Below are 18,331 nucleotides of genomic sequence, written 5' to 3'. Positions count from 1 at the left end.
TGGCGATCTCTTGCAGCTAGTCCGAAGTGAACCATTCGTCCGATTTCAGTGACGAACACTAACTCCCGTTGCCGGACCACTGGAAGCCATATCTCATGGACATGCAGCCCCCCCCCCATATCACGGACCGCCTCCTTGGCAGCAGAAGCCAAAGCGGGTCATCGCTCACAACATCCTCGATGATCCGGATGGGCGTGTGGTCAGTCTGCTATTTCGCCTTCTATCTGGCCCAGCAGGTTGCGGAACTTCTGGCTCCCCTGCTGCTGATCCTGGGGCTGGGCTGGTACATTCTTCCGCATATCGTCAATGCGATCACAACCAGCGCAGCCAGTGCCGATCCGCAGGCGCGTGACATCATGAACCATGTCGCCGGAACCCTTCCAACCCATCTTCAGGTCGGCAGCCATCTCGTGACGCCAGGTTCCCTCATTTTTGACGGTATTCTGCTCATGGCGGTAGCCGCCATCGGCGCCACGATCTCAGCCCTCGCCGCCCGCAACATGTAAAACAAGGCGGCCGCAATTCAGCCTGGGGCTCAGTAAAAATGTCCGCGCCCCGGAAAAAATCCGAACAGGCCCGCTCCCTTGCAGTACCACAATGCCGCAACTCCGGAGCCTGCCAGAACAAGGCTGGCACCCCAGGCCGCGGCCCAGAGCCCGGTAGACCCGATCATCGACGGGCCACTCAGATCAGCCGGTGCCTGCACGTCACCGGTTGAACGGGAATGCAGAACAGCTGAACGACGCGCAATATTTCGCCCGGCCATCGCCCCGGTGGCGCGGAACGTTCCTTCCGTCCCGGACGCGGGCTTCTCTGCCACAACCGGCTTCCCGGCGCTTTCTTCTTCCGGAACTTCAAAAACAGTCGGCGCAGCCTCAGAAAGCACTTCGTGCGACGTCGTCGCCACGGGCGCGGCCATTTCCCAACTGTCTCCGCAATTGGCGCAGCGCAACCGCTTGACCCCTTTTGCCATCGCCTCCGGCACCTCAAAGACCGCATGACAATGGGGGCATTCAATGCGCATTCAATCAATCCCTTCGACAGCTGGCTCCGATCCGGCCTAGCCTGAGCCGTGTGCTTGCCTGTTATGACGAAATGATCGTTATTAAATGGTTAATAGATTGCTCCACTTTTCAATGAAAGCATCATGATCCGCCTCCTGAATGTCTCGATGATGCCCCCCGGCGTAGGACAGCCGGTCTTGCGGAACCTGACCCTTTCCGTGCCGCAGGGGGAGTTCCGCTGGCTGCTCGGACCATCCGGCGCAGGCAAATCGAGTCTTCTGCGCCTCCTGACACTGGAGACACGCCCGTCCGCCGGTCAGATGGACCTGCTTGGCGTTTCCGTCACACATGCCAGCCGCGCGACTCTGCGAAACCTGCGCCGAAGAATCGGCTTTGTTCCCCAGGACTATCGCCTGATCGGGGAATGGACAGTGTTCGACAATGTGGCGCTTCCGCTCCGTCTGCGCGGCGCCTCCGAACGCGATACCAGGCGGGAGGCTTTCGCCGTTCTGGAATGGCTGGACGTCGCGCATCTGGCCGACAAACGTCCGGGAACCCTTTCGGGCGGCGAACAGCAACGCACCGCCATTGCCCGCGCCCTGATCGGGCGTCCTGAGCTGCTGCTCGCAGATGAACCGACCAACGCGCTGGAAGATGCGCAGGCCCGGCGGCTTCTGACGACATTTCAGGAACTGATCGAAATGGGTACGACCGTCATCGTCGCCACCCATAACGAGGCTCTGGTCCACGAAGCCCCGGCAGCCTCGATCGTTCTTCAGGACGGCACGATCGCAAATACCGACATTCAGGGCGGGATGTCCGTGCGACGGGGAGAACGCTCATGAGCGCTCCGGTCTCCCCCGGGCTGCGCTCGGGCAGCCTGCCGCTTCTCGTCGCACTCATGACGCTGCTCGCAGGCCTTTCGCTCGCCGGCCTGGCAGGCGTGCAGACCCTTGCTGAAAGCTGGTCCGGCGCCGCCCGCAACGCAACCACGATCGAGATTCCGTCCGATACACCCCAGCTCGCAGACCGTACCCACACCCTGATCCAGACCCTGACCAAAACGCCAGATGTCACGACCGTCCGTGAACTCTCCACCAAAGAGGTCCAGACCCTTCTCGCTCCCTGGCTGGGGCAGGTCTCTGAAAGCGCAGGCCTTCCCGGCCTCTCATTGCCCGTGGTCCTGATCGTCGCCCATACCGGCACTCCCGATCTGGGCACAATCGTACAGGGCGTCCTGCCTGAAGCCGTGGTGGAAGAAGATCGCCGCTGGGGCGAGCGCCTCAACGGTCTGGGAAACAGCCTGATCGCCTGCGCCTGGCTGGCCGTGAGCCTCATTGCGGCCATTGCGGTCCTTTCGGTCGGCATGACCGTCCGTCGCTCCGTCATGGCCCAGCGCAAATCCGTCGAAATCGTCCATTTCCTGGGTGCCGGAGACTTGACAATTTCCAGTCGGATCGCAGGACGGGCCGCGCTGCTCAGTCTCGCCGGAAGCCTCGTCGGCCTGCTGCTCCTGAGCCCGGTCATCACCATGCTGGCCCGGAAGCTCACACCCTTTTCACATGGCGCCCCTGCTGCCGCCTCTCCCGCCAGCACATGGGACGCCCTGATCGCCACATGGTGGAGCACCCTGCACGTCCTGCCGCGCATGCTCCTCGAAGAACTCGGCGCCCTGCCCCTGATCGCCGCCGGCCTGGGCTGGCTCACGGCGCAAACCGTCGTACTTGTCTGGCTGCGGCGCCTGCCATGAGACGCTTTTTCCGGGCATGTCTGGCCCTGGGAGGGCTCTGGCTGGCGGGCTTCGCCTGGTTTATTCAGGACGCCAGCAAGCCTCCCGTCACTGCCACTGTCTGCGATGGCATCGTCGCACTGACCGGCGGAGAGCAGCGCGTCGATACAGCCATTACCCTGCTGCGGGGCGGATACGGACACCTGCTGTTGATTTCAGGTGTTGGCCCCCACGTCACGCTGCAACATATCCTTCATCTTCAGCAGGAATCGCTGTCCTCGCCTCTGGCCGCGCGCATCACTCTGGGTCGCCGCGCCACCAGTACGATCGGCAACGCCCACGAAACAGCCGAGTGGGCAACAGAAAACCACCTCCATCGTGTTCTTGTCGTCACCGCCGGCTATCACATCCGCCGCGCCGTTCTCGAAATCCACAGGACGGCCCCCGACTTGGACCTCATGCCCTACCCCGTCGTGCCACTTGCCCTGCAAGGCACCCTTTCCTACAAAATCCTGTTCCTGATGTTTCGGGAATACAACAAGCTGCTCGGAGCCGAAATCGGTGTCCTGACAGGCCTGCCAGATGGTCGCGAAGGACTGGATGGCGCCTGACAGCCCTTGTGCCTGCCCCCGTTTTCTGGTGTGCAGAACACCATGATGAGCATTCTGCGCGGCGTCCTGTTCAATCTCTATCTCTTCTGGATCACCCTGTTCATGGGCGTCGGAACCATTCCGATCCGCCTGATGAAAAATCAGGATCTGGCTCTTTCCTATGCAAAATTCTGGGCACGAGCCGTTCTGTTCGGCTTTACCCGCATCTGCTCGGTCCGGATCGAGATCAGCGGCCAGGATAACCTGCCGCCCGGTCCGCTGCTGATAGCCTCGCAGCACCAGTCCTTCTTCGATGGCTTCATCTGGATGACGCTGGTTGACCGCCCCGACTACATCATCAAAACGGAACTGACCCGTATTCCCGTCGTCGGCCCAATGCTGCGCCTGACCGGCATGATCTCGGTTGACCGGAAAGCCGGATCAAAAGCCCTGCGCACCATGATGCAGGATGCAAAATCCGCTCACGACGCAAACCGCCAGATCATCATCTTCCCCGAGGGCACCCGCACCCTTCCCGGCGAACGCCATCCGATCCAGCCCGGTATCGTGGCTCTGGCCCGGCAGGCCAACGTTCCCGTCGTGCCTGTCGCAACCGATTCAGGCCTCTTCTGGGACCGGCACCCCTGGCTCAAACGTCCGGGCGTCGTACACGTCGTGATCGGCCAGCCCCTCCCGCCGCGGCAGGAACGCCGAGCTTTTACCGAAGGACTGGAGAGCGCATGGGACGAACTGTGTACAACCCATGCGTTGCCCCGAGACCCTGTGGATAACTCTGTGGACCCGGGAAAAATCTGACTGATCAGAAAAAAACTGAAATCTTTCAACGATCTTGTAAAAACAGGATACTTCTGGCGTCCTATCATTAACAAATTCTCCATATCCTTTGATTTTCTGCGGTTTTCATTGCCACATCAGCTTCAGGGCGTTTCTGAAAAACCCTCAGGCAGGCGTATTTTCCCGCATTCCCAAGGCACTCTCCACGGCTGGGGATAAAACAGACGGGGGTTGACCAATCCCGCAGCCAATCCCGAAAAGAGATGCTCAATGGATCGCTTGTTCTTTACTGTCCGTTACAGCAGATACGCTGTGGTATTGATTGCCATTCTCGCAATATCGACCTTCCTCGATACACTCTGCTGGCGTCACACCGTCCACAGACTGGAAACCGTCGCCCACACTGCCATCGCTACTGCACGCAAAAACGGCTGGGTCGTTAACACGACTCCGTCGCACAGGGGCGGCTGGCCGTTCGGCGCATGGGTGGAACTGGACCGTCTGGACGCCACACATCCAGCATCGTCCGGTGCGCCCTACGATGCTGGGTGGGCCGCAGAGCATCTCCGCCTTGGGGGATCATGGCCCTTTTTACTTGGCGCGGAACTGCCGGTTTCCCTGACAGGGCATCAGGCTGCGCGACTTGTCCTGAATAATGCGATCCTGACCTTTGTAACTGCAGACCTTCAGATTCGTTTCAAAAATCCACAGGATCTGTGTTTTTCCGTCTCACAGCTTAAACTGGCTTTCTCCGGGCACTGGCCTGACAAGCAGATCTTCGCAAAAAACCTCTCTGGACGCCTCATCCGCTTTCCCGAAGCCCTGGCCGGTGCAACACGGCTCGGCATAGACGCAAAAGCAGCTGATCTGTCAGGGTTTCCATTGCCCTATGGCGCCTCCGTCGACCTCCATCAAATGCATCTTGCGCTTGCCCTGACAGCATCCGACGCCTCCACAGAACTCTCGCTTCTCGACCCGAGTTCGTACGGACGCCTTCTGCTTCAGGACGCCTCGGCCTCGCCAGCTTCCACAAACAGCCGCATCATCCTGTCCGGCGCCATGGCACTCCCGAGCCGGAATGGCACGCTCACTCTCACCGTGATCCAATGGCAGACCCTCGCAGACCGGCTTCTGGCCCAACCTGAAATAGAGTCGCACCTCGCACCGGACCTTCAGGTCGCTCTCCGCAAGGCTCTGGAAAAAACTTCCACCCGACAGGCTAGAAACGGACAGCCACTTTCGATGGCGATCCCTGTCGTCAACGGGGAGATCCTTCCCGATACGCAGGCGTTTTCCGCGCTTTTCAACGGAAAAGCTCCTCTCCCCTGAGAGCTGCCAGGACCCGAAGCCGCCGGTTGATTTCCATCAAAAACACCGCCTGAACACAGAACTTTCTCTAGCCAAACACGTTCTGGAGGTTCAAAAGACGGCGACACACGAAACGATCACAACTTCGTTACTCTCGTTCTGCGTGCGTCAGACCCCTTGGGGAGCGACATTGCTTCTGACGGGATCTGCCACTCGCCATCTATCCAGAAGGCAACCGAAATGTTTGGCCTCTCGGCTTTATTCCTGGCGCGGTTCCAGTTCGCGTTCACGGTCGGGTTTCACATCGTGTTCCCGGCCTTCTCGATCGGCCTCGCAGCCTATCTCGCTGTTCTTGAAGGACTCTGGCTCAAGACAGGCCGCAGTGCCTATCTGGACCTTTTCAAATACTGGCTGAAAGTTTTCTCCGTCGTCTTCGGCATGGGCGTGGTCTCCGGCCTCGTCATGTCCTACGAGTTCGGAACGAACTGGTCGGCCTTCTCGCAGAAAGCAGGTCCGATCCTCGGCCCGATGCTGGCCTATGAGGTCATGACGGCCTTCTTCCTTGAAGCCGGCTTTCTCGGCGTCATGATGTTCGGTCTCAACCGCGTCGGCAAAGGCCTGCATTTCGCAGCCACCTGCATGGTCTCGATCGGCACACTGATTTCCATGAGCTGGATCCTGTCGTCCAACTCGTGGATGCAGACCCCGCGTGGCTATCGCATCGACGAAGCCACCGGCCGCTTCCTGCCTGTCGACTGGTGGCAGATCGTCTTCAACCCGTCTTTCCCGTACCGCATCGTCCATATGGGCCTCGCAGCATTCCTGTGTGTGGCATTCATCGTGGCAGGCGTGGCCGGATGGCACTTGCTCAAGGCGCGTCGTGAAGGCCGTCAGGCGTCCGAACAGGTCCGCCTGATGTTCTCCATGGCCATGTGGATGGCTGCCATCGTCTCCCCGATCCAGGTTCTAGCCGGTGATACGCAGGGTCTGAACACGCTGGAATACCAGCCCGCCAAAATCGCCGCCATCGAAGGCGACTGGGAGTCCGAAAGCCGCGCGCCGGAGTTGCTGTTCGGCATCCCGGACATGAAGAACGAGACAACCCATTACAAGATCGCCATCCCCTATATGGGATCGCTGATCCTGACGCACAGCCTCGACGGCAAGGTTCCGGGCCTGAAGGACTTCCCAAAGGAAGACCGTGCCTATTCCCCACTGCTGTTCTTCTCGTTCCGCATCATGGTGGCCCTGGGCATGCTGATGGTGCTGGTCGGTCTGTGGTCGCTGTATCTGCGGTGGAAAGGCAAGCTGTACGATACGCCGCTGCTGCACCGGGTTGCCCTGTTCATGTCCCCGGCAGGCTTCCTCGCCCTGCTGTGTGGCTGGGTTACGACCGAAGTCGGCCGTCAGCCCTTCACTGTCTATGGTCTGATGCGGACCGCCGACAGTGTCTCGCCGATCGCCCTGCCGAGTATCGCAACGTCGATGATCGCTTTCATCATCGTCTATTTCATCGTGTTCATGGGTGGCATCACCATCCTTCTGCGGACCTTTGCTGAAGAACCGCATGCGGACCAGCATGGCCCCGCCGAGGACCAGCCCCAGCGTGCCGCAGGTACAACACAGGTCTCTCATCAGCCCCCGTCCAGCCCTGCGGCCGGCGCTGGCATGGCGGAGTAAGAACCATGACAGAAACAGCCGGCTTCTGGCTTCCGGTGGTCTGGGCGCTGCTCGCAGCAACCGCCATCTTCCTCTATGTCTGCCTTGATGGTTTCGACCTCGGGATCGGCATCCTTTTCCTCAAGGAAAAGGACCACGATCACCGCAACCTCATGGTCAACACGGTCGCCCCTGTCTGGGACGGCAACGAAACCTGGATGATCTTTGGCGGCGCAGCGCTCTACGGCGTCTTCCCCGTCGCCTATGGCACGATCCTCCCAGCGCTCTATCTGCCGATCCTGTTCATGCTGCTGGCCCTGATCCTGCGCGGCGTGTCCTTCGAATTCCGCTTCAAGTCGGAATCGCCCATGAGCCAGTTCTTCTGGGACACGTCGTTCTGCGGCGGCTCCATCGTGGCAGCCTTCATGCAGGGCGTCATTCTGGGAACACTCGTTCAGGGCATCAAAGTCGAGAATAACGTGTTCGTCGGTTCCAGCTTCGACTGGTTGACCCCGTTCGCCCTGTTCTGCGGCCTCGCCGTCGTCATCGGTTATGCGCTTCTTGGCGCCACATGGCTTCTGTGGCGATGCGAAGGCGAACTGCATGATGCGATGCGCCGGATCTCCTTCGTCCTCGGCGGCCTCATGCTGGCGACGATCGCGCTCGTCTCGATCTGGACGCCGATGCTCCACACCACTTACATGCAGCACTGGCTGGACATGCCGCAGTTCGCTCTGGTAGCGCCGGTTCCGGTTGCAGTCCTCGTGCTGGCAGCAGCACTGTTCCTCGGACTGCGCAACCCGCGCTCGCACCTGCTGCCGTTCATCGCGACACTGGGCCTGTTTTTCCTGTGCTTCAGCGGTCTGGGCATCAATGTGTGGCCCTATATCGTGCCACCGACCATCACCATCTGGCAGGCATCCTCTCCGCCGGAAAGCCAGACCTTCCTTCTGGTCGGCACGATGTTCCTCCTGCCGCTGATCCTCTCCTACACTGCCTATTCGTACTATGTGTTCCGCGGAAAAATGTCCGCCGGGCACCACTATCACTAACGGCGAAGGACCAGACCCATGCGCATCGAATACGGTCAGCCGGACGAGAAACCGGGCTTTCTGAACTGGATGAAACGCGTGGGCTGGTTCGTAGCAATCTGGGCTGGCGGCGTCGTTGTAGTAGGCCTCGGCGCCGAACTGCTCAAGAAGGTCATCTTCGGCTGGTAACAGCCTGACAATGCCAAAAAAAAGCCCCGTCTCTTGCGAGCGGGGCTTTTTTGTTCCTTCAGAACGTATCCTTTTCCCTGCGCAGCCGCGCGAAGGTCTCAACATCCGGCGCAAGCAGAAACGGGTTTGTCCTGCGCTCCACGCCCAGCGCCACGGGAAGCGTCGGCCGCCCGGCTTCCAGCAGACGTTCAACTTCCCCGGCCCGCGCCTTCAGGGCAGCATTATCCGGATCGACATGTAGCGCGAACGCCAGGTTCGAGCGCGTATATTCATGCCCGGCACAGACAAGCGTGCTGTCTGGCAGACTGTCATAGCCGTTCAGACTGTCGAACAGTTCCTGCGCCGTGCCTTCCAGCAACCGCCCGCAGCCGAGACTGAACAGCACATCCCCGCAGAACAGCGCCGGAACCTCGTCCACGACATACGACACATGCCCCACCGCATGACCCGGCGTGGACAGAACCCGGATCTGCGTGCTCCCCAGAGAAACGACGTCCCCACCCTCAACGGCGTGATCCAGCCGGGGGAGCCATTCCTGCTTCTGGCGCGGCCCGCAAACCTGCGCGCCATATCGCTCCCGCAATGCCTCCGTCCCGGCCGTATGATCGGCGTGATGATGGGTCAGCAGGATCATATCCAGCCGCCCCTCCCCGATTTCGTCCATGACCGGCCTGGGCTCGCCAGGGTCCACGACGGCCCGCGCACCCTGCGGCGTCGTCAGCAGCCAGGCATAATTGTCCGACAGAACCGGAATCGGCTTGATATCAAGTGGCATGACTGTTCCCCTTGGACTGTCCCGCTGATGAGGTACCTGCATGCTGACGTCCCTGGCCCGCATCCGTTCCGATGATGCCGCCACTTTCTATGAAAGCCGACAGGGACAGCGCACGGCCCTGCTCCTCAACGAGCGCCTGCGACGCATCATGCCCCCCATGCGGGGGCGACGCATTCTCGGCATAGGCTACACAGCGCCCTATCTTCCCGAAAGTGCCGAATTCGCAGTCTCCGCGCGCCTGCTTCACGCCCAGACCCAGAAAACACGTCACCCGTCCCCGAGGGACTGCATCGTCGACAGCGGTCGCCTGCCTTTCGACGACCTTTCGATGGACGTGGTGCTTGTGGTTCATGGCCTCGAATTCACACGTGTCGCGCCGGATTTCCTGCGCGCCATCTGGCGCACCCTCACCGATGACGGCGTCCTGATCCTGATCGTGCCCAACCGTTCAGGCTACTGGGCGCATACCGATGCCACCCCTTTCGGCCACGGCATTCCCTATAGCAGCCGCCAGTTGACCCGCCTGCTCGACCAGACCCTTTTCCGGATCGACCATCACTCAGGGGCGCTGATGGCGCCCCCCGCCGCTCTTTCCGCCACACATGGACGCCTCGTGGAGCGGATCGGGCACGGGCTGCGCCTGCCCTGTGGCGGCGTTCACCTCGTCACGGCCCGCAAGAATGCCTATGCCGGAACACCCCTGATCGACGACAAACTGGCCGCCCCGCTCCTCCAACAGGTCGCCAGACCCGCCTGAAGCAGAAAACCTGCCCGAAAAACGCCTTCTTTGTGGCGAATTCTTGACCCTCCCGCCGTGTGCCGTAAGAGTGCGTTCCATGTCGCTGATCCAGTCCTTCAAGCTTGTCCTGTCGCCGCCGCACCGCGCCGCGACTCCCTTCCTCCTCGCCGGTTCGTTCGTCGGGCTGCTCGGACGGGCCACGCCCTGGCGCGCCACGCGCCTGCTGGGCAATGCAGGTATCGCCTTCACGGCGTTCTGCCTGTACTTCTTCCGCGATCCCAAACGCACCCCGCCGCCGCGCGCCGATCTGGTGCTGGCATCCGCCGATGGCCGCGTCACATCCGTCGCCCTCGTCACGCCGCCGCCCGCGCTGGAAATGGGCCACACGCCGGTCTGGCGCGTCTCGACGTTCCTCTCGGTGCTGAACGTCCATATCAACCGGATGCCCGCCGCCGGTGAAGTGACAAAGATCGCCTATCACGCTGGCAAATTCCTCAATGCCAGCCTCGACAAGGCGTCGGAACACAACGAACGCAACGAACTGCGCCTGACGCTGCCGGATGGCCGCAATATCGGCGTCGTCCAGATTGCTGGCCTGATCGCACGCCGCATCCTGTGTTTCGTCGAAGAAGGGGACCGCATGGAAGCGGGCGAGCGCTTCGGCCTGATCCGCTTCGGCTCCCGCACCGACGTCTATCTGCCGCCTGGCGTCGAGCCTCTGGTTGTGGAGGGGCAGACAATGGTTGGCGGCGAAACCGTCCTGGCGACGCTCTGAGCCAGACGCCATACATGACCACGCCTCCGACGGTTGACCCCACCCGCGAACCCGCCCAGTCCGTTAGCGCCTCTGGCCGAAAGCGTCGCATCCGGCGCAGACTCCGCCGCATGGGGCGCAGCCCCCGCACGCGGGTGCGCGGGCCGTCGTTCAACCGCCTCATCCCCAACATCATGACGATGCTCGGCCTCTGCGCCGGGCTCAGCGGCATGCGGTTCGCGCTCGAACACCAGTTCGAACCCGCGGCCGTAGCACTCCTGATCGCCGCCTGCATCGACGGACTCGACGGACGCATCGCGCGCCTCCTCAAAGGCGCCACCCGCTTCGGCGCGGAATTCGACAGCCTGTCGGACTTCGTCTGCTTCGGCGTCGCGCCGTCCTTCGTCCTGCTGATGTGGTCCCTCGAACATGCCGGACGCTATTCTTTCGTCCCGTGCATCCTGTTCACGGTCTGCATGGCACTGCGTCTGGCCCGCTTCAACGCGAGCCTCGATGACGACGACAAGCCGGAATATTCCTACAGCTTCTTCACGGGTGTCCCGGCCCCTGCGGGCGCCGGGCTGGTACTGTTCCCGGTCTTCCTCGGCCTCGAAGCCGACCGCCTCCATGCCGAAGGTCTGGCCGCGTTCGCCCGCCTGCCTCTCGTCTCGGCCGTCTGCCTGATCGTCACGGGGCTGCTGCTGGTCTCGACGCTTCCGGTCTGGTCGTTCAAGAACTTCAAGGTCCCGGCGCGCTACGTCCTGCCCCTGATGCTCGGGACCGGCCTGTATGCCGCCCTTCTGGTCGCGGACCCCTGGGGCGCCCTCGCAGGTGCGGGGCTGCTCTATATCGCGATCCTGCCCTTCTCCCGCCGCTCCTACCACCGCCTGAAACTGGCGGCGGAAGAGATGTCGGAAACGGTGGAAGAAGAACCTGCCTGAGAGCAGGAAATACCAACAAAAAAGGCCGCCCGGATATCCGGGCGGCCTTTTTCATGTCCGATACGCGACAGGCTTATTCCGTCACGTCCCACAGCCATGCCGCACCACGCACACCAGAGCTGTCACCATGCTTGTTCCGCACGATCGGCGTTGTGCAGACCGGCGTAATGACATGCTTGGCCAGAAGCGGCGGCACGCGCTCATACAGCGTGTGAAGGTTGGAGACGCCACCACCGAGGACGATCACATCCGGATCAAGGAAGTTGATGACCATGGCACAGGCCCGGGCAAAACGCTCAGTATAACGACCGAGCGCTGCAATCGCCGCCTGATCACCATTGGCCGCAGCCTCTTCGATCCCGGCCGTATTGCGATGGCCCGGTCCTTTCCAGTCCGCCGCAAGTGCCGGGCCCGAAAGGTAGCGCTCCATGCAGCCCTTGTTCCCACAGAAGCACTCGCGCGCCGGCGCATCTTCTTCCGTCGGCCAGGGCAGAGGCAGATGCCCCCATTCACCAGCAATATGATGACGGCCCTCCAGAACGCGGCCGTTATTGACGATGCCCGCGCCCATGCCCGTTCCGATGATGACACCGAAAACGGTCAGCATGCCCTTGGCCGCACCATCGGCGGCCTCAGACAGCGCAAAGCAGTTGGCGTCGTTTTCCGTCCGGACCGGACGTGCCAGCGCGGCCTCCAGATCGTGCCCGAAAGGCTGGTTGTTCAGCCAGGTTGCATTGGCATTCTTGATCAGCCCGCTCTCTGGCGAGATTGATCCCGGAATCCCGATGCCCAGAGTGGAGGTGTGCTGCCCCGCCGAGACGCGGTGGCTCGGCACCGCACCCAGACGGTGATCCACATCCGCAACCAGATCCCGGATCGCCAGAACGGCCTCGTTATAAATACCGGGATTGGCAATCCGTTCCCGCAGGACGAGATCGCCCGAACGATTCAGAACCGCGATTTCGATCTTCGTGCCACCAAGATCAATTCCAAGGCGATAATCAGCCATCTCAAGCCCTGTGCTCTGTGCGGCGACCTGAACGACAGGCGGCCGGACCTCATGGAAAACGCATCCAGTGCGCCCGTCTGCTTTAACGCGAAACCGTGTCACGACAAGCCGTCCGAAGACAAAACTTCGTTGTTTCAGGCAATTTCCAGTTTCAGAATATCGCGATCAGACCCGCGCCAGCTCCTGAAGGGCCTGCAGGATCTCCTGCGGCGCGGGAGGACAGCCCGGAATCGCACGCCGCACCGGCGTCAGGGCCTGCAAGCCGCCCAGCGTCGCATAACTGGCCGGAAACGGCCCTCCATCGACCGCACAGGCCCCCACCGCAATCAGGCTTCGGCCCGGTGGCATTGCCCGCCACACCCGGTCCACCATCTCGGCACAGACGCGCGTCACCGCGCCAGTCAGCAGCAGCCAGTCCGCATCCGCCGGATCGCTCACACAAACAAAACCCGCCTGCTCCAGAGCGAAAGCACTGCCTTTCAGGGACTCGATCTCCATGAAGCAGCCCTCGCATCCCCCCGTCTCCAGCACATACAACCCGATCGGACGCTCACGCCCCACAGACACCCCCTCTGTGGAGGGACGCCAGCGCCGCGCATCCATGAAGGCGTAAAGCAGGCTCAGAGGGCCCGTCCGTCGCAGAGCGTTCACAACGCGATCCCCGCTGGAGAGAGTCCGATCGAGCCCAGAGCTGCGGGTACCCGCTCGATGGGACAACCCCGCAGCATCGCCCCCAGAACCGGTAGAACCGATACACCCGGATCGCGGACATGCAGGTTCTCGATCCGGCCGTTTTTCAGCCGTACCCAGTACCACACATCTCCGCGTGCCCCCTCGGCCACGCCAATGCCCTCATCCGTACGATCCGGCGCGGGCTCGTCATCCTCCAGACCGATGCTCCCCAGAATCCGTTCCATCAGCTTCAGCGAATCTCTGATTTCCGCAAGCCGCAATCCGTCACGCGCCCGGGCATCGCCCCGGCTCGATCCCGTCGCCCGCAGTGCCTCCAGCCGCATTCCGGCTTCCCGCCGCCGCATATCCATGCTGCGGCCGCTCGCACGCCCCGTCACGCCTCCAACGGCAAAACGCTCGGCCAGCCGCACATCCAGAACCGCAAACCCGTTCAGACGGGACGCAAAGACCCGGTGAAGCTCCTCCAGCGCCGCAAGACGTGGCTGCATCGCCGCATGAACCGCCTGCGCCAGCGGGACGATCTCCAGCCCCTCGCGAAAACCACCACAACTCACCGTATCCATCAGACGACGCGACACGCCCTGCTCCGAACAGGCCTGCGCAATGGCTTCACGCGCATGATCGCAATGTGTCGCCAGAAGCTCCGCATCCACACCCCGCGCCGTCCGGGCCATGTCAAACAGATGGAGCGACATCCGCTCGATCTCCAGCAGGATCATCCACACATCCCGAATTCCCGGCCCCGGAACCTGCCCCCGCGCCTGCGCCACAGCGCGCGCAAAGGCAAGAGGATACGCCACAAACGCACCCGCCGTCATCCGCGCCACGAGGAACATGGCCTCTTCCGGTGTCTTCCCCAAAAGACGGGACACCACCCCCCGATGCGCCCCGCCCGCGCAGACATCCACAGTCCGGACTTTCCCTTTCAGAACTTCGAAAGACAGGTCCAGAGGGCCACTCAGCCCCGTCTGCTCCGGACGCAGAAAATGACTCCCCGCGAGCGGACGCAGACCACCCGACGCCGGTCCCGGCCGGGACGACAACGGCCATGTAGACGTCCATCCGCCTTCATCCAGCGCCGGCGTTCCGTTGCCACACGCATCCATGGCCTCGACGCCATACAGATCATACGAGACGCGCTCCCCCCATTCCGCCCCGGCAAACCGCGATGAAGGCGCCAGATACCGGCGCTCTTCCACAATCGTGCTCGCCAGAAGCGGACAGTCCCCCTCCAGCAGCAGGACATAGGCGCGGGAATCATTCGCCCAGCATGAGATCAGTGGCAGCGTCGCGCCCGGAGCACAGAGCATGTCGCTCCACTGCGCAGGATCGAGATGATAATGCGACAGCGCCACACGCTCTCCACTACGGATGATCCGCCCCATGCTTTTCATGGCCGCCACCCCGTCACCGGATGCCACGCCAGCAATAGCGGACCACACAGCCCGCCCAGCAGCAGCACAGCCTGCATCACTGCGACAATCCCCCGTTCTGGCCGCCCGAACGCTGGCAGCAGGGTCATAGGACGTACGGACCACAAAGCAGGCAGCAGACACAACACCAGCAGAACAAGCTGTGCGGTTTCAAGCGACCGCCCGATCCCGACCAGCGCACAGAACACCGGCCATGGTGCGGCTCCTGCCCCGATGACCTCCGCCTCCTCGGCCTCGTGCAGATCCAGAACGGCCAGTCCGAGCGCGGACAGAAGCAGCAGGACGAGCGCCGGACCTTCGCCGGTCGCGGCCGCAACAGCACCCAGCGCCGACAGTATCGGCAGGGAAATCGTCCGTCCCGTCGAACGTGACAACACCAGCATGAGGAGGGTTCCAAAGCCCGCAACCAGCATGAGCAGATGGACCAGCGGATAGGCACTCAGGCGCAACATCAGCATCAGTGCCGCAAACCGCAGCCCCGTATCCAGAAGCGCCGCCTCCGGAGCAGGCGCGGGTGACGGTCCCAGACCCGCCACCATGCACAGCCCGACCGTCAGCAGAACCGCTCCCAGAGACGACTGCTGCATCGGCAGAAGCGACGCGCCCAGAAGCCCCAGAACCACGCCCCCGAGCCGGCTGCGCGCGATGTCCCACACAATCGCGGCCTGACGGGGGCCACGCCCCTCGCGCCACGCCAGAAGAACCGTTCCCGCGCCACACAGGATCGTCACCGCGAACGCCGAATGGACATTCAGCGCCAGCAGCGCGCATCCCGTCACCAGAAACGGCAAAATCCGTCCGGTCCGGTCCCGGGCCTGCGGGAGAAGAAGCGGAATGGCCGTCACGATGCAGGAACACGCAGCGGCCAGCGCATCCGTGCCCGGCATCAGCCACACGGCCAGCGGCGTGATGACAAGTCCGGCCACGGCAAATGTCCGACTGCTGGCGGACTGCCGGTTTTCAGGCGTCAGACACAGCAGAAACGCTGCCAGAAGCGGCCAGACGGTAACGGCAAACAGCGTACCGACGGGTGCGAGCGGATGCATCAGACGTCCTCCACCCGCCGCCATGCCAGACGCGGCAGCAGCGTAATGCCCAGTGCGGCCAGAACACCCCACAGACTCAGAGCAACGGCAAAAAGCGGCCATGAATTCAGAACGCAGGCGACAACAACCAGTCCGTCCGCAGCGCGGAGTAGTCCCGTGAACTGAACCAGCGGCGTTCCCCAGGCCGCGCCACACAATCCTGCCAGAACCGCGCCCGCACCCAGAACCGGAGCAAGTCCCAGACCCGCCCCTGACAGACCAAGCGCCAGAAGCAGGACAAGCGTGCCCACAACCGGCAGAACAGCGGCCCGATCCGGCGCTTCCGGCGCAAAGCGCCTCAGCCAGATCCACGCCAGGACGTTCAGTCCGATCAGCGCCACGGATGTCAGCAGCGCCATCAGTCCCGAGCAGACCGTCGCCCCGGCAAATGCGCAGACTGCCCCGTAAAGCGGCAGCCCCCGCCCGTCTTTTCCCAGACCCGCAAAAGCCAGCAGAAGGAGAAGTCCGAACCCAACGATCATGTGCCAAACCTCCCCGCCAGAGCCAGAAGAAGCGCCACGCCCGCAAACAGCGCCGTCAAACGTGCGCTCCGCTCCTGCGCCATCAGTCTCAACCCGACCGCCACGCCCACAGCCAGCGCCAGCCGTGCGACAAGCGCAACCAGCCCGAGCCACCAGCCCTGAACGCCTCCCTGCGCGAGCCCCACGCTCACCGGCCATGCCAGATCAGCCAGCAGCAGCAGCCATGCACAATTCAGCACATCGGCGATGCAGCGCGCCGCCTCGCGCTCCTGCCGGTCCTGCAGTCCAGACAGCATATCAGTCACGTCCTCGGAACGCAGCGGAGGACACGCAATCCCCAGAGCCAGCGCACAGGCGGCAAGCGCTCCCTCCAGACCGGGTTCGGGCTCGATATGCAACATCGCACACAGCCCCCCAAGGCCATCCGTCCCCGGAGCAGCCAGCGCGATCAGAGCCTCCGTCAGACAGAGCAGCAGAACCGCCGGCCCCAGCCGCGACGCCTCTCCCGACAGAACGCCCGCCCCCAGAAATCCACGTCCCATCAACAGCATCAGGCCCATGACGAGCGGGTCCGCAAACGGGGACAAGACTGATCCCGTAGTCACCGCAGGCAGACAGACGAGCGCCAGAACCCCCACGGTCAGCGCGGGCGCAGAACGCCCCCCCAACGGGCTGCGAAGCACGGCTTTCCAGAAACGCCCTGCACCAAAAAGGCGAAACCGCACCGCGCCCCCCGACCGGCCAGCCAGCCAGAATGGCAGACTGTCCAGACACCATCCCAGCACAGGTGCCAGAACAAGCAGCAGCCCTACCTGAAACAGGGCTTCCAGCACTGACAGCGCGATCAGTCCGGCTTCATGCGCCATCACGTCATCACTCCCAGAACCGCGAGGACGAGCCCGAGAAGAACAAGCCAGAGGCCCACCGCCCCCTGTCGCAGATCGTGCAAAACGGGCGCTTTCATCCCTTTCAGCGCCCTGAAACGAACCCGCCCCGACACGATAAAGCGCCGCAGGCTCCAGCCCAGAGATGGCGCCTCTTCAAACAGGGCATCGCCTGACGAGAGCAGCCTTGCCAGCGCCGGAGCAAGTGTGGAGGCCGCCTGAACGATCCCGCCAATACTCCGCCAAGGACGCACAAGAACGATCCAGATTACGGCTCCGACCATCACGAAGGCCATCAGCCGGAAATGGGAGCCGTCGCCCGCACCGATACTCCAGATGGGCCAGACCCATTCTCCTCCCACAACGTGCAACGCAGGGCTTGTCATCCCGAACACCAGAGCCGGCAGCAGCAGGCTTCCAGCCCCCAGCAGCAACACGGAAACCCCGGATACGGCCACCTGCACCGCAGACATCTGCCGTCCCACGGCGAGCAGATCGGACAGCGCCAGAACGCCGAGAAGCAGCGCCACCGCCACGCCAAGCACGCTCCAGCCCTCGACACCCGCGGCCAGGCCCAGCGCGGCATGAATTCCGAGCCACAGCACAACCAGTCCGGGCAGAGGCGGAAACGGCAGGCGCAATACGGCCAGCATCGGAAACCGGAGCCCCAGTGATGCCGTCAGAGCCAGCGTGACAAGATCAAGAAGCGTGGCTTCCAGCGCAATCCGGGCACAGACCGCCAGACCCTCGCCCTGCGCCGCCACCACCAGAACCATCAGCAGAACGGGACGCAAAAGCCCCAGATTTCCAGCCCGATGCGCTCCCAGAACGGACCATCCGATCAACCCGAGCATACACAGGCCCAGACCCGCAACCAGCTCGGCCGACACGACGTCTGAAGCATGCCACACCAGCGACACCCCCAGAATGCTCATAACGGCAGAACAGCCCCCGTCCCTGCGACGCACAAGCGCAGGCCAGAACAGAACAGGCAGCAGCCCCAGCAGAACAGGCGTCTGGGCAGGGAACAACACGCTCAGCAGCAGAACCGGAACGCTCCACACCGCCGGACAGGCATCCCGCTCCTGCGCCGCAATCACACCCAATGCAACGGCCAGAACAGCTGGCGAAAGCGCCAGTACTGCAGCCAGGGCCGCCAGACAGACGGTTACGGCCTGCCCGAACCGCCCCGGCTGAAGCGCCAACACACAGGCAGGCACAACCAGAACCG

General features: G+C 62.7%; 21 protein-coding genes and 1 pseudogene. 12 read left to right on the top strand and 10 right to left on the bottom strand.

Annotated features, from left to right (window positions below; translation table 11 throughout):
• Window positions 1–95: 95 nt before the first annotated feature.
• Window positions 96–506 carry a hypothetical protein gene (locus GAL01_RS04880; protein WP_062033058.1) on the top strand — a complete coding sequence of 137 codons (411 nt, stop codon included), beginning with the start codon at window positions 96–98 and terminating at the stop codon, window positions 504–506.
• A 29-nt stretch (window positions 507–535) separates the two neighbouring features.
• On the opposite strand, the gene GAL01_RS04875 is transcribed toward GAL01_RS04880, so the two are convergent.
• Both GAL01_RS04875 and GAL01_RS16165 read right to left on the bottom strand, forming a co-directional pair.
• Entirely contained in the window at window positions 536–919 is a 384-nt protein-coding gene (locus GAL01_RS04875; protein WP_062033063.1) for a hypothetical protein, read from the bottom strand.
• Window positions 920–931: 12 nt separating this feature from the next.
• A pseudogene (locus GAL01_RS16165) lies at window positions 932–1,024 on the bottom strand (zinc-ribbon domain-containing protein); the annotation flags it as partial.
• Between the two features lie 123 nt (window positions 1,025–1,147).
• Between GAL01_RS16165 and GAL01_RS04870 the strand changes: the two are divergent.
• The 8 genes from GAL01_RS04870 (at window position 1,148) to GAL01_RS04835 (ending at window position 8,305) form a co-directional block, all read left to right on the top strand.
• On the top strand, window positions 1,148–1,849 hold the full coding sequence (locus GAL01_RS04870; RefSeq protein ID WP_062033066.1) for a cell division ATP-binding protein FtsE: 702 nt from the start codon (window positions 1,148–1,150) through the stop codon (window positions 1,847–1,849).
• The gene (locus GAL01_RS15945; RefSeq protein WP_062033069.1) at window positions 1,846–2,754 is read left to right on the top strand and encodes a cell division protein FtsX; all 909 of its coding nucleotides are present in this window, start codon (window positions 1,846–1,848) and stop codon (window positions 2,752–2,754) included. The genes GAL01_RS04870 and GAL01_RS15945 overlap by 4 nt, the downstream gene beginning before the upstream one ends.
• On the top strand, window positions 2,751–3,344 hold the full coding sequence (locus tag GAL01_RS04860) for a YdcF family protein (RefSeq protein WP_062033073.1): 594 nt from the start codon (window positions 2,751–2,753) through the stop codon (window positions 3,342–3,344). The genes GAL01_RS15945 and GAL01_RS04860 overlap by 4 nt, the downstream gene beginning before the upstream one ends.
• A 45-nt stretch (window positions 3,345–3,389) precedes the next feature.
• Complete coding sequence (locus GAL01_RS04855) at window positions 3,390–4,139, top strand: lysophospholipid acyltransferase family protein (protein WP_062033077.1); 750 nt, start codon at window positions 3,390–3,392, stop codon at window positions 4,137–4,139.
• Between the two features lie 249 nt (window positions 4,140–4,388).
• Window positions 4,389–5,447 (top strand): DUF2125 domain-containing protein, encoded by a 1,059-nt coding sequence (locus GAL01_RS04850; RefSeq protein WP_082790808.1) that lies wholly within the window; start codon window positions 4,389–4,391, stop codon window positions 5,445–5,447.
• 219 nt (window positions 5,448–5,666) lie between these two features.
• A complete protein-coding gene (locus GAL01_RS04845; protein ID WP_062033084.1) occupies window positions 5,667–7,106 on the top strand; it encodes a cytochrome ubiquinol oxidase subunit I in 1,440 nt (479 codons plus the stop codon).
• 5 nt (window positions 7,107–7,111) lie between these two features.
• Window positions 7,112–8,137, top strand: coding sequence for a cytochrome d ubiquinol oxidase subunit II (gene cydB, locus GAL01_RS04840; RefSeq protein WP_062033087.1), 1,026 nt, complete (start codon window positions 7,112–7,114; stop codon window positions 8,135–8,137).
• A gap of 18 nt (window positions 8,138–8,155) precedes the next feature.
• The gene (locus tag GAL01_RS04835) at window positions 8,156–8,305 is read left to right on the top strand and encodes a DUF2474 domain-containing protein (protein WP_086648760.1); all 150 of its coding nucleotides are present in this window, start codon (window positions 8,156–8,158) and stop codon (window positions 8,303–8,305) included.
• 58 nt (window positions 8,306–8,363) lie between these two features.
• On the opposite strand, the gene gloB is transcribed toward GAL01_RS04835, so the two are convergent.
• Window positions 8,364–9,080 (bottom strand): hydroxyacylglutathione hydrolase, encoded by a 717-nt coding sequence (gene gloB / locus GAL01_RS04830; RefSeq protein WP_062033093.1) that lies wholly within the window; start codon window positions 9,078–9,080, stop codon window positions 8,364–8,366.
• A 40-nt stretch (window positions 9,081–9,120) separates the two neighbouring features.
• On the opposite strand from gloB, the gene GAL01_RS04825 reads away from it, so the two are divergent.
• The 3 genes from GAL01_RS04825 (at window position 9,121) to GAL01_RS04815 (ending at window position 11,514) form a co-directional block, all read left to right on the top strand.
• Complete coding sequence (locus tag GAL01_RS04825) at window positions 9,121–9,837, top strand: class I SAM-dependent methyltransferase (protein ID WP_062033096.1); 717 nt, start codon at window positions 9,121–9,123, stop codon at window positions 9,835–9,837.
• A 79-nt stretch (window positions 9,838–9,916) separates the two neighbouring features.
• Window positions 9,917–10,594, top strand: coding sequence for a phosphatidylserine decarboxylase (locus tag GAL01_RS04820; RefSeq protein ID WP_062033099.1), 678 nt, complete (start codon window positions 9,917–9,919; stop codon window positions 10,592–10,594).
• Window positions 10,595–10,608: 14 nt separating this feature from the next.
• Window positions 10,609–11,514 (top strand): CDP-alcohol phosphatidyltransferase family protein, encoded by a 906-nt coding sequence (locus GAL01_RS04815; protein ID WP_062033103.1) that lies wholly within the window; start codon window positions 10,609–10,611, stop codon window positions 11,512–11,514.
• A 73-nt stretch (window positions 11,515–11,587) separates the two neighbouring features.
• On the opposite strand, the gene GAL01_RS04810 is transcribed toward GAL01_RS04815, so the two are convergent.
• From GAL01_RS04810 to GAL01_RS04780, 7 genes are all read right to left on the bottom strand, one after another.
• Window positions 11,588–12,523, bottom strand: a complete 936-nt coding sequence (locus tag GAL01_RS04810) for an ROK family protein (RefSeq protein ID WP_062033107.1) — start codon at window positions 12,521–12,523, stop codon at window positions 11,588–11,590.
• A 165-nt stretch (window positions 12,524–12,688) separates the two neighbouring features.
• A complete protein-coding gene (locus tag GAL01_RS04805) occupies window positions 12,689–13,174 on the bottom strand; it encodes an NADH-quinone oxidoreductase subunit B family protein (RefSeq protein WP_174694440.1) in 486 nt (161 codons plus the stop codon).
• The gene (locus GAL01_RS04800) at window positions 13,171–14,658 is read right to left on the bottom strand and encodes an NADH-quinone oxidoreductase subunit D-related protein (RefSeq protein WP_231865431.1); all 1,488 of its coding nucleotides are present in this window, start codon (window positions 14,656–14,658) and stop codon (window positions 13,171–13,173) included. The genes GAL01_RS04805 and GAL01_RS04800 overlap by 4 nt, the downstream gene beginning before the upstream one ends.
• On the bottom strand, window positions 14,607–15,695 hold the full coding sequence (locus GAL01_RS04795) for a hypothetical protein (RefSeq protein WP_062033115.1): 1,089 nt from the start codon (window positions 15,693–15,695) through the stop codon (window positions 14,607–14,609). Before GAL01_RS04795 ends, GAL01_RS04800 begins: the two co-directional genes overlap by 52 nt.
• Window positions 15,695–16,216, bottom strand: coding sequence for a hypothetical protein (locus GAL01_RS04790; protein ID WP_062033118.1), 522 nt, complete (start codon window positions 16,214–16,216; stop codon window positions 15,695–15,697). The genes GAL01_RS04795 and GAL01_RS04790 overlap by 1 nt, the downstream gene beginning before the upstream one ends.
• Window positions 16,213–17,082: a hypothetical protein gene (locus tag GAL01_RS04785; protein ID WP_062033122.1), complete on the bottom strand. Its 870-nt coding sequence runs from the start codon at window positions 17,080–17,082 to the stop codon at window positions 16,213–16,215. Before GAL01_RS04785 ends, GAL01_RS04790 begins: the two co-directional genes overlap by 4 nt.
• Window positions 17,082–18,320, bottom strand: a complete 1,239-nt coding sequence (locus tag GAL01_RS04780; protein WP_231865432.1) for a hypothetical protein — start codon at window positions 18,318–18,320, stop codon at window positions 17,082–17,084. Before GAL01_RS04780 ends, GAL01_RS04785 begins: the two co-directional genes overlap by 1 nt.
• Window positions 18,321–18,331 lie beyond the last annotated feature (11 nt).

Source organism: Gluconobacter albidus (assembly GCF_002723915.1).
GTDB classification, from domain to species: Bacteria; Pseudomonadota; Alphaproteobacteria; order Acetobacterales; family Acetobacteraceae; genus Gluconobacter; species Gluconobacter albidus.
Note: the sequence above shows the minus strand (reverse complement) of the source record. Positions and strands in the feature narration are given on the sequence as shown.

Coding starts and splice junctions, on each gene's coding strand:
- GAL01_RS04880 (WP_062033058.1), top strand. CDS start 96: ATGGACATGCAGCCCCCCCCCCATATCACGGACCGCCTCCTTGGCAGC.
- GAL01_RS04875 (WP_062033063.1), bottom strand. CDS start 919: ATGGCCGCGCCCGTGGCGACGACGTCGCACGAAGTGCTTTCTGAGGCT.
- GAL01_RS04870 (WP_062033066.1), top strand. CDS start 1,148: ATGATCCGCCTCCTGAATGTCTCGATGATGCCCCCCGGCGTAGGACAG.
- GAL01_RS15945 (WP_062033069.1), top strand. CDS start 1,846: ATGAGCGCTCCGGTCTCCCCCGGGCTGCGCTCGGGCAGCCTGCCGCTT.
- GAL01_RS04860 (WP_062033073.1), top strand. CDS start 2,751: ATGAGACGCTTTTTCCGGGCATGTCTGGCCCTGGGAGGGCTCTGGCTG.
- GAL01_RS04855 (WP_062033077.1), top strand. CDS start 3,390: ATGAGCATTCTGCGCGGCGTCCTGTTCAATCTCTATCTCTTCTGGATC.
- GAL01_RS04850 (WP_082790808.1), top strand. CDS start 4,389: ATGGATCGCTTGTTCTTTACTGTCCGTTACAGCAGATACGCTGTGGTA.
- GAL01_RS04845 (WP_062033084.1), top strand. CDS start 5,667: ATGTTTGGCCTCTCGGCTTTATTCCTGGCGCGGTTCCAGTTCGCGTTC.
- cydB (WP_062033087.1), top strand. CDS start 7,112: ATGACAGAAACAGCCGGCTTCTGGCTTCCGGTGGTCTGGGCGCTGCTC.
- GAL01_RS04835 (WP_086648760.1), top strand. CDS start 8,156: ATGCGCATCGAATACGGTCAGCCGGACGAGAAACCGGGCTTTCTGAAC.
- gloB (WP_062033093.1), bottom strand. CDS start 9,080: ATGCCACTTGATATCAAGCCGATTCCGGTTCTGTCGGACAATTATGCC.
- GAL01_RS04825 (WP_062033096.1), top strand. CDS start 9,121: ATGCTGACGTCCCTGGCCCGCATCCGTTCCGATGATGCCGCCACTTTC.
- GAL01_RS04820 (WP_062033099.1), top strand. CDS start 9,917: ATGTCGCTGATCCAGTCCTTCAAGCTTGTCCTGTCGCCGCCGCACCGC.
- GAL01_RS04815 (WP_062033103.1), top strand. CDS start 10,609: ATGACCACGCCTCCGACGGTTGACCCCACCCGCGAACCCGCCCAGTCC.
- GAL01_RS04810 (WP_062033107.1), bottom strand. CDS start 12,523: ATGGCTGATTATCGCCTTGGAATTGATCTTGGTGGCACGAAGATCGAA.
- GAL01_RS04795 (WP_062033115.1), bottom strand. CDS start 15,695: ATGCATCCGCTCGCACCCGTCGGTACGCTGTTTGCCGTTACCGTCTGG.
- GAL01_RS04790 (WP_062033118.1), bottom strand. CDS start 16,216: ATGATCGTTGGGTTCGGACTTCTCCTTCTGCTGGCTTTTGCGGGTCTG.
- GAL01_RS04785 (WP_062033122.1), bottom strand. CDS start 17,082: ATGGCGCATGAAGCCGGACTGATCGCGCTGTCAGTGCTGGAAGCCCTG.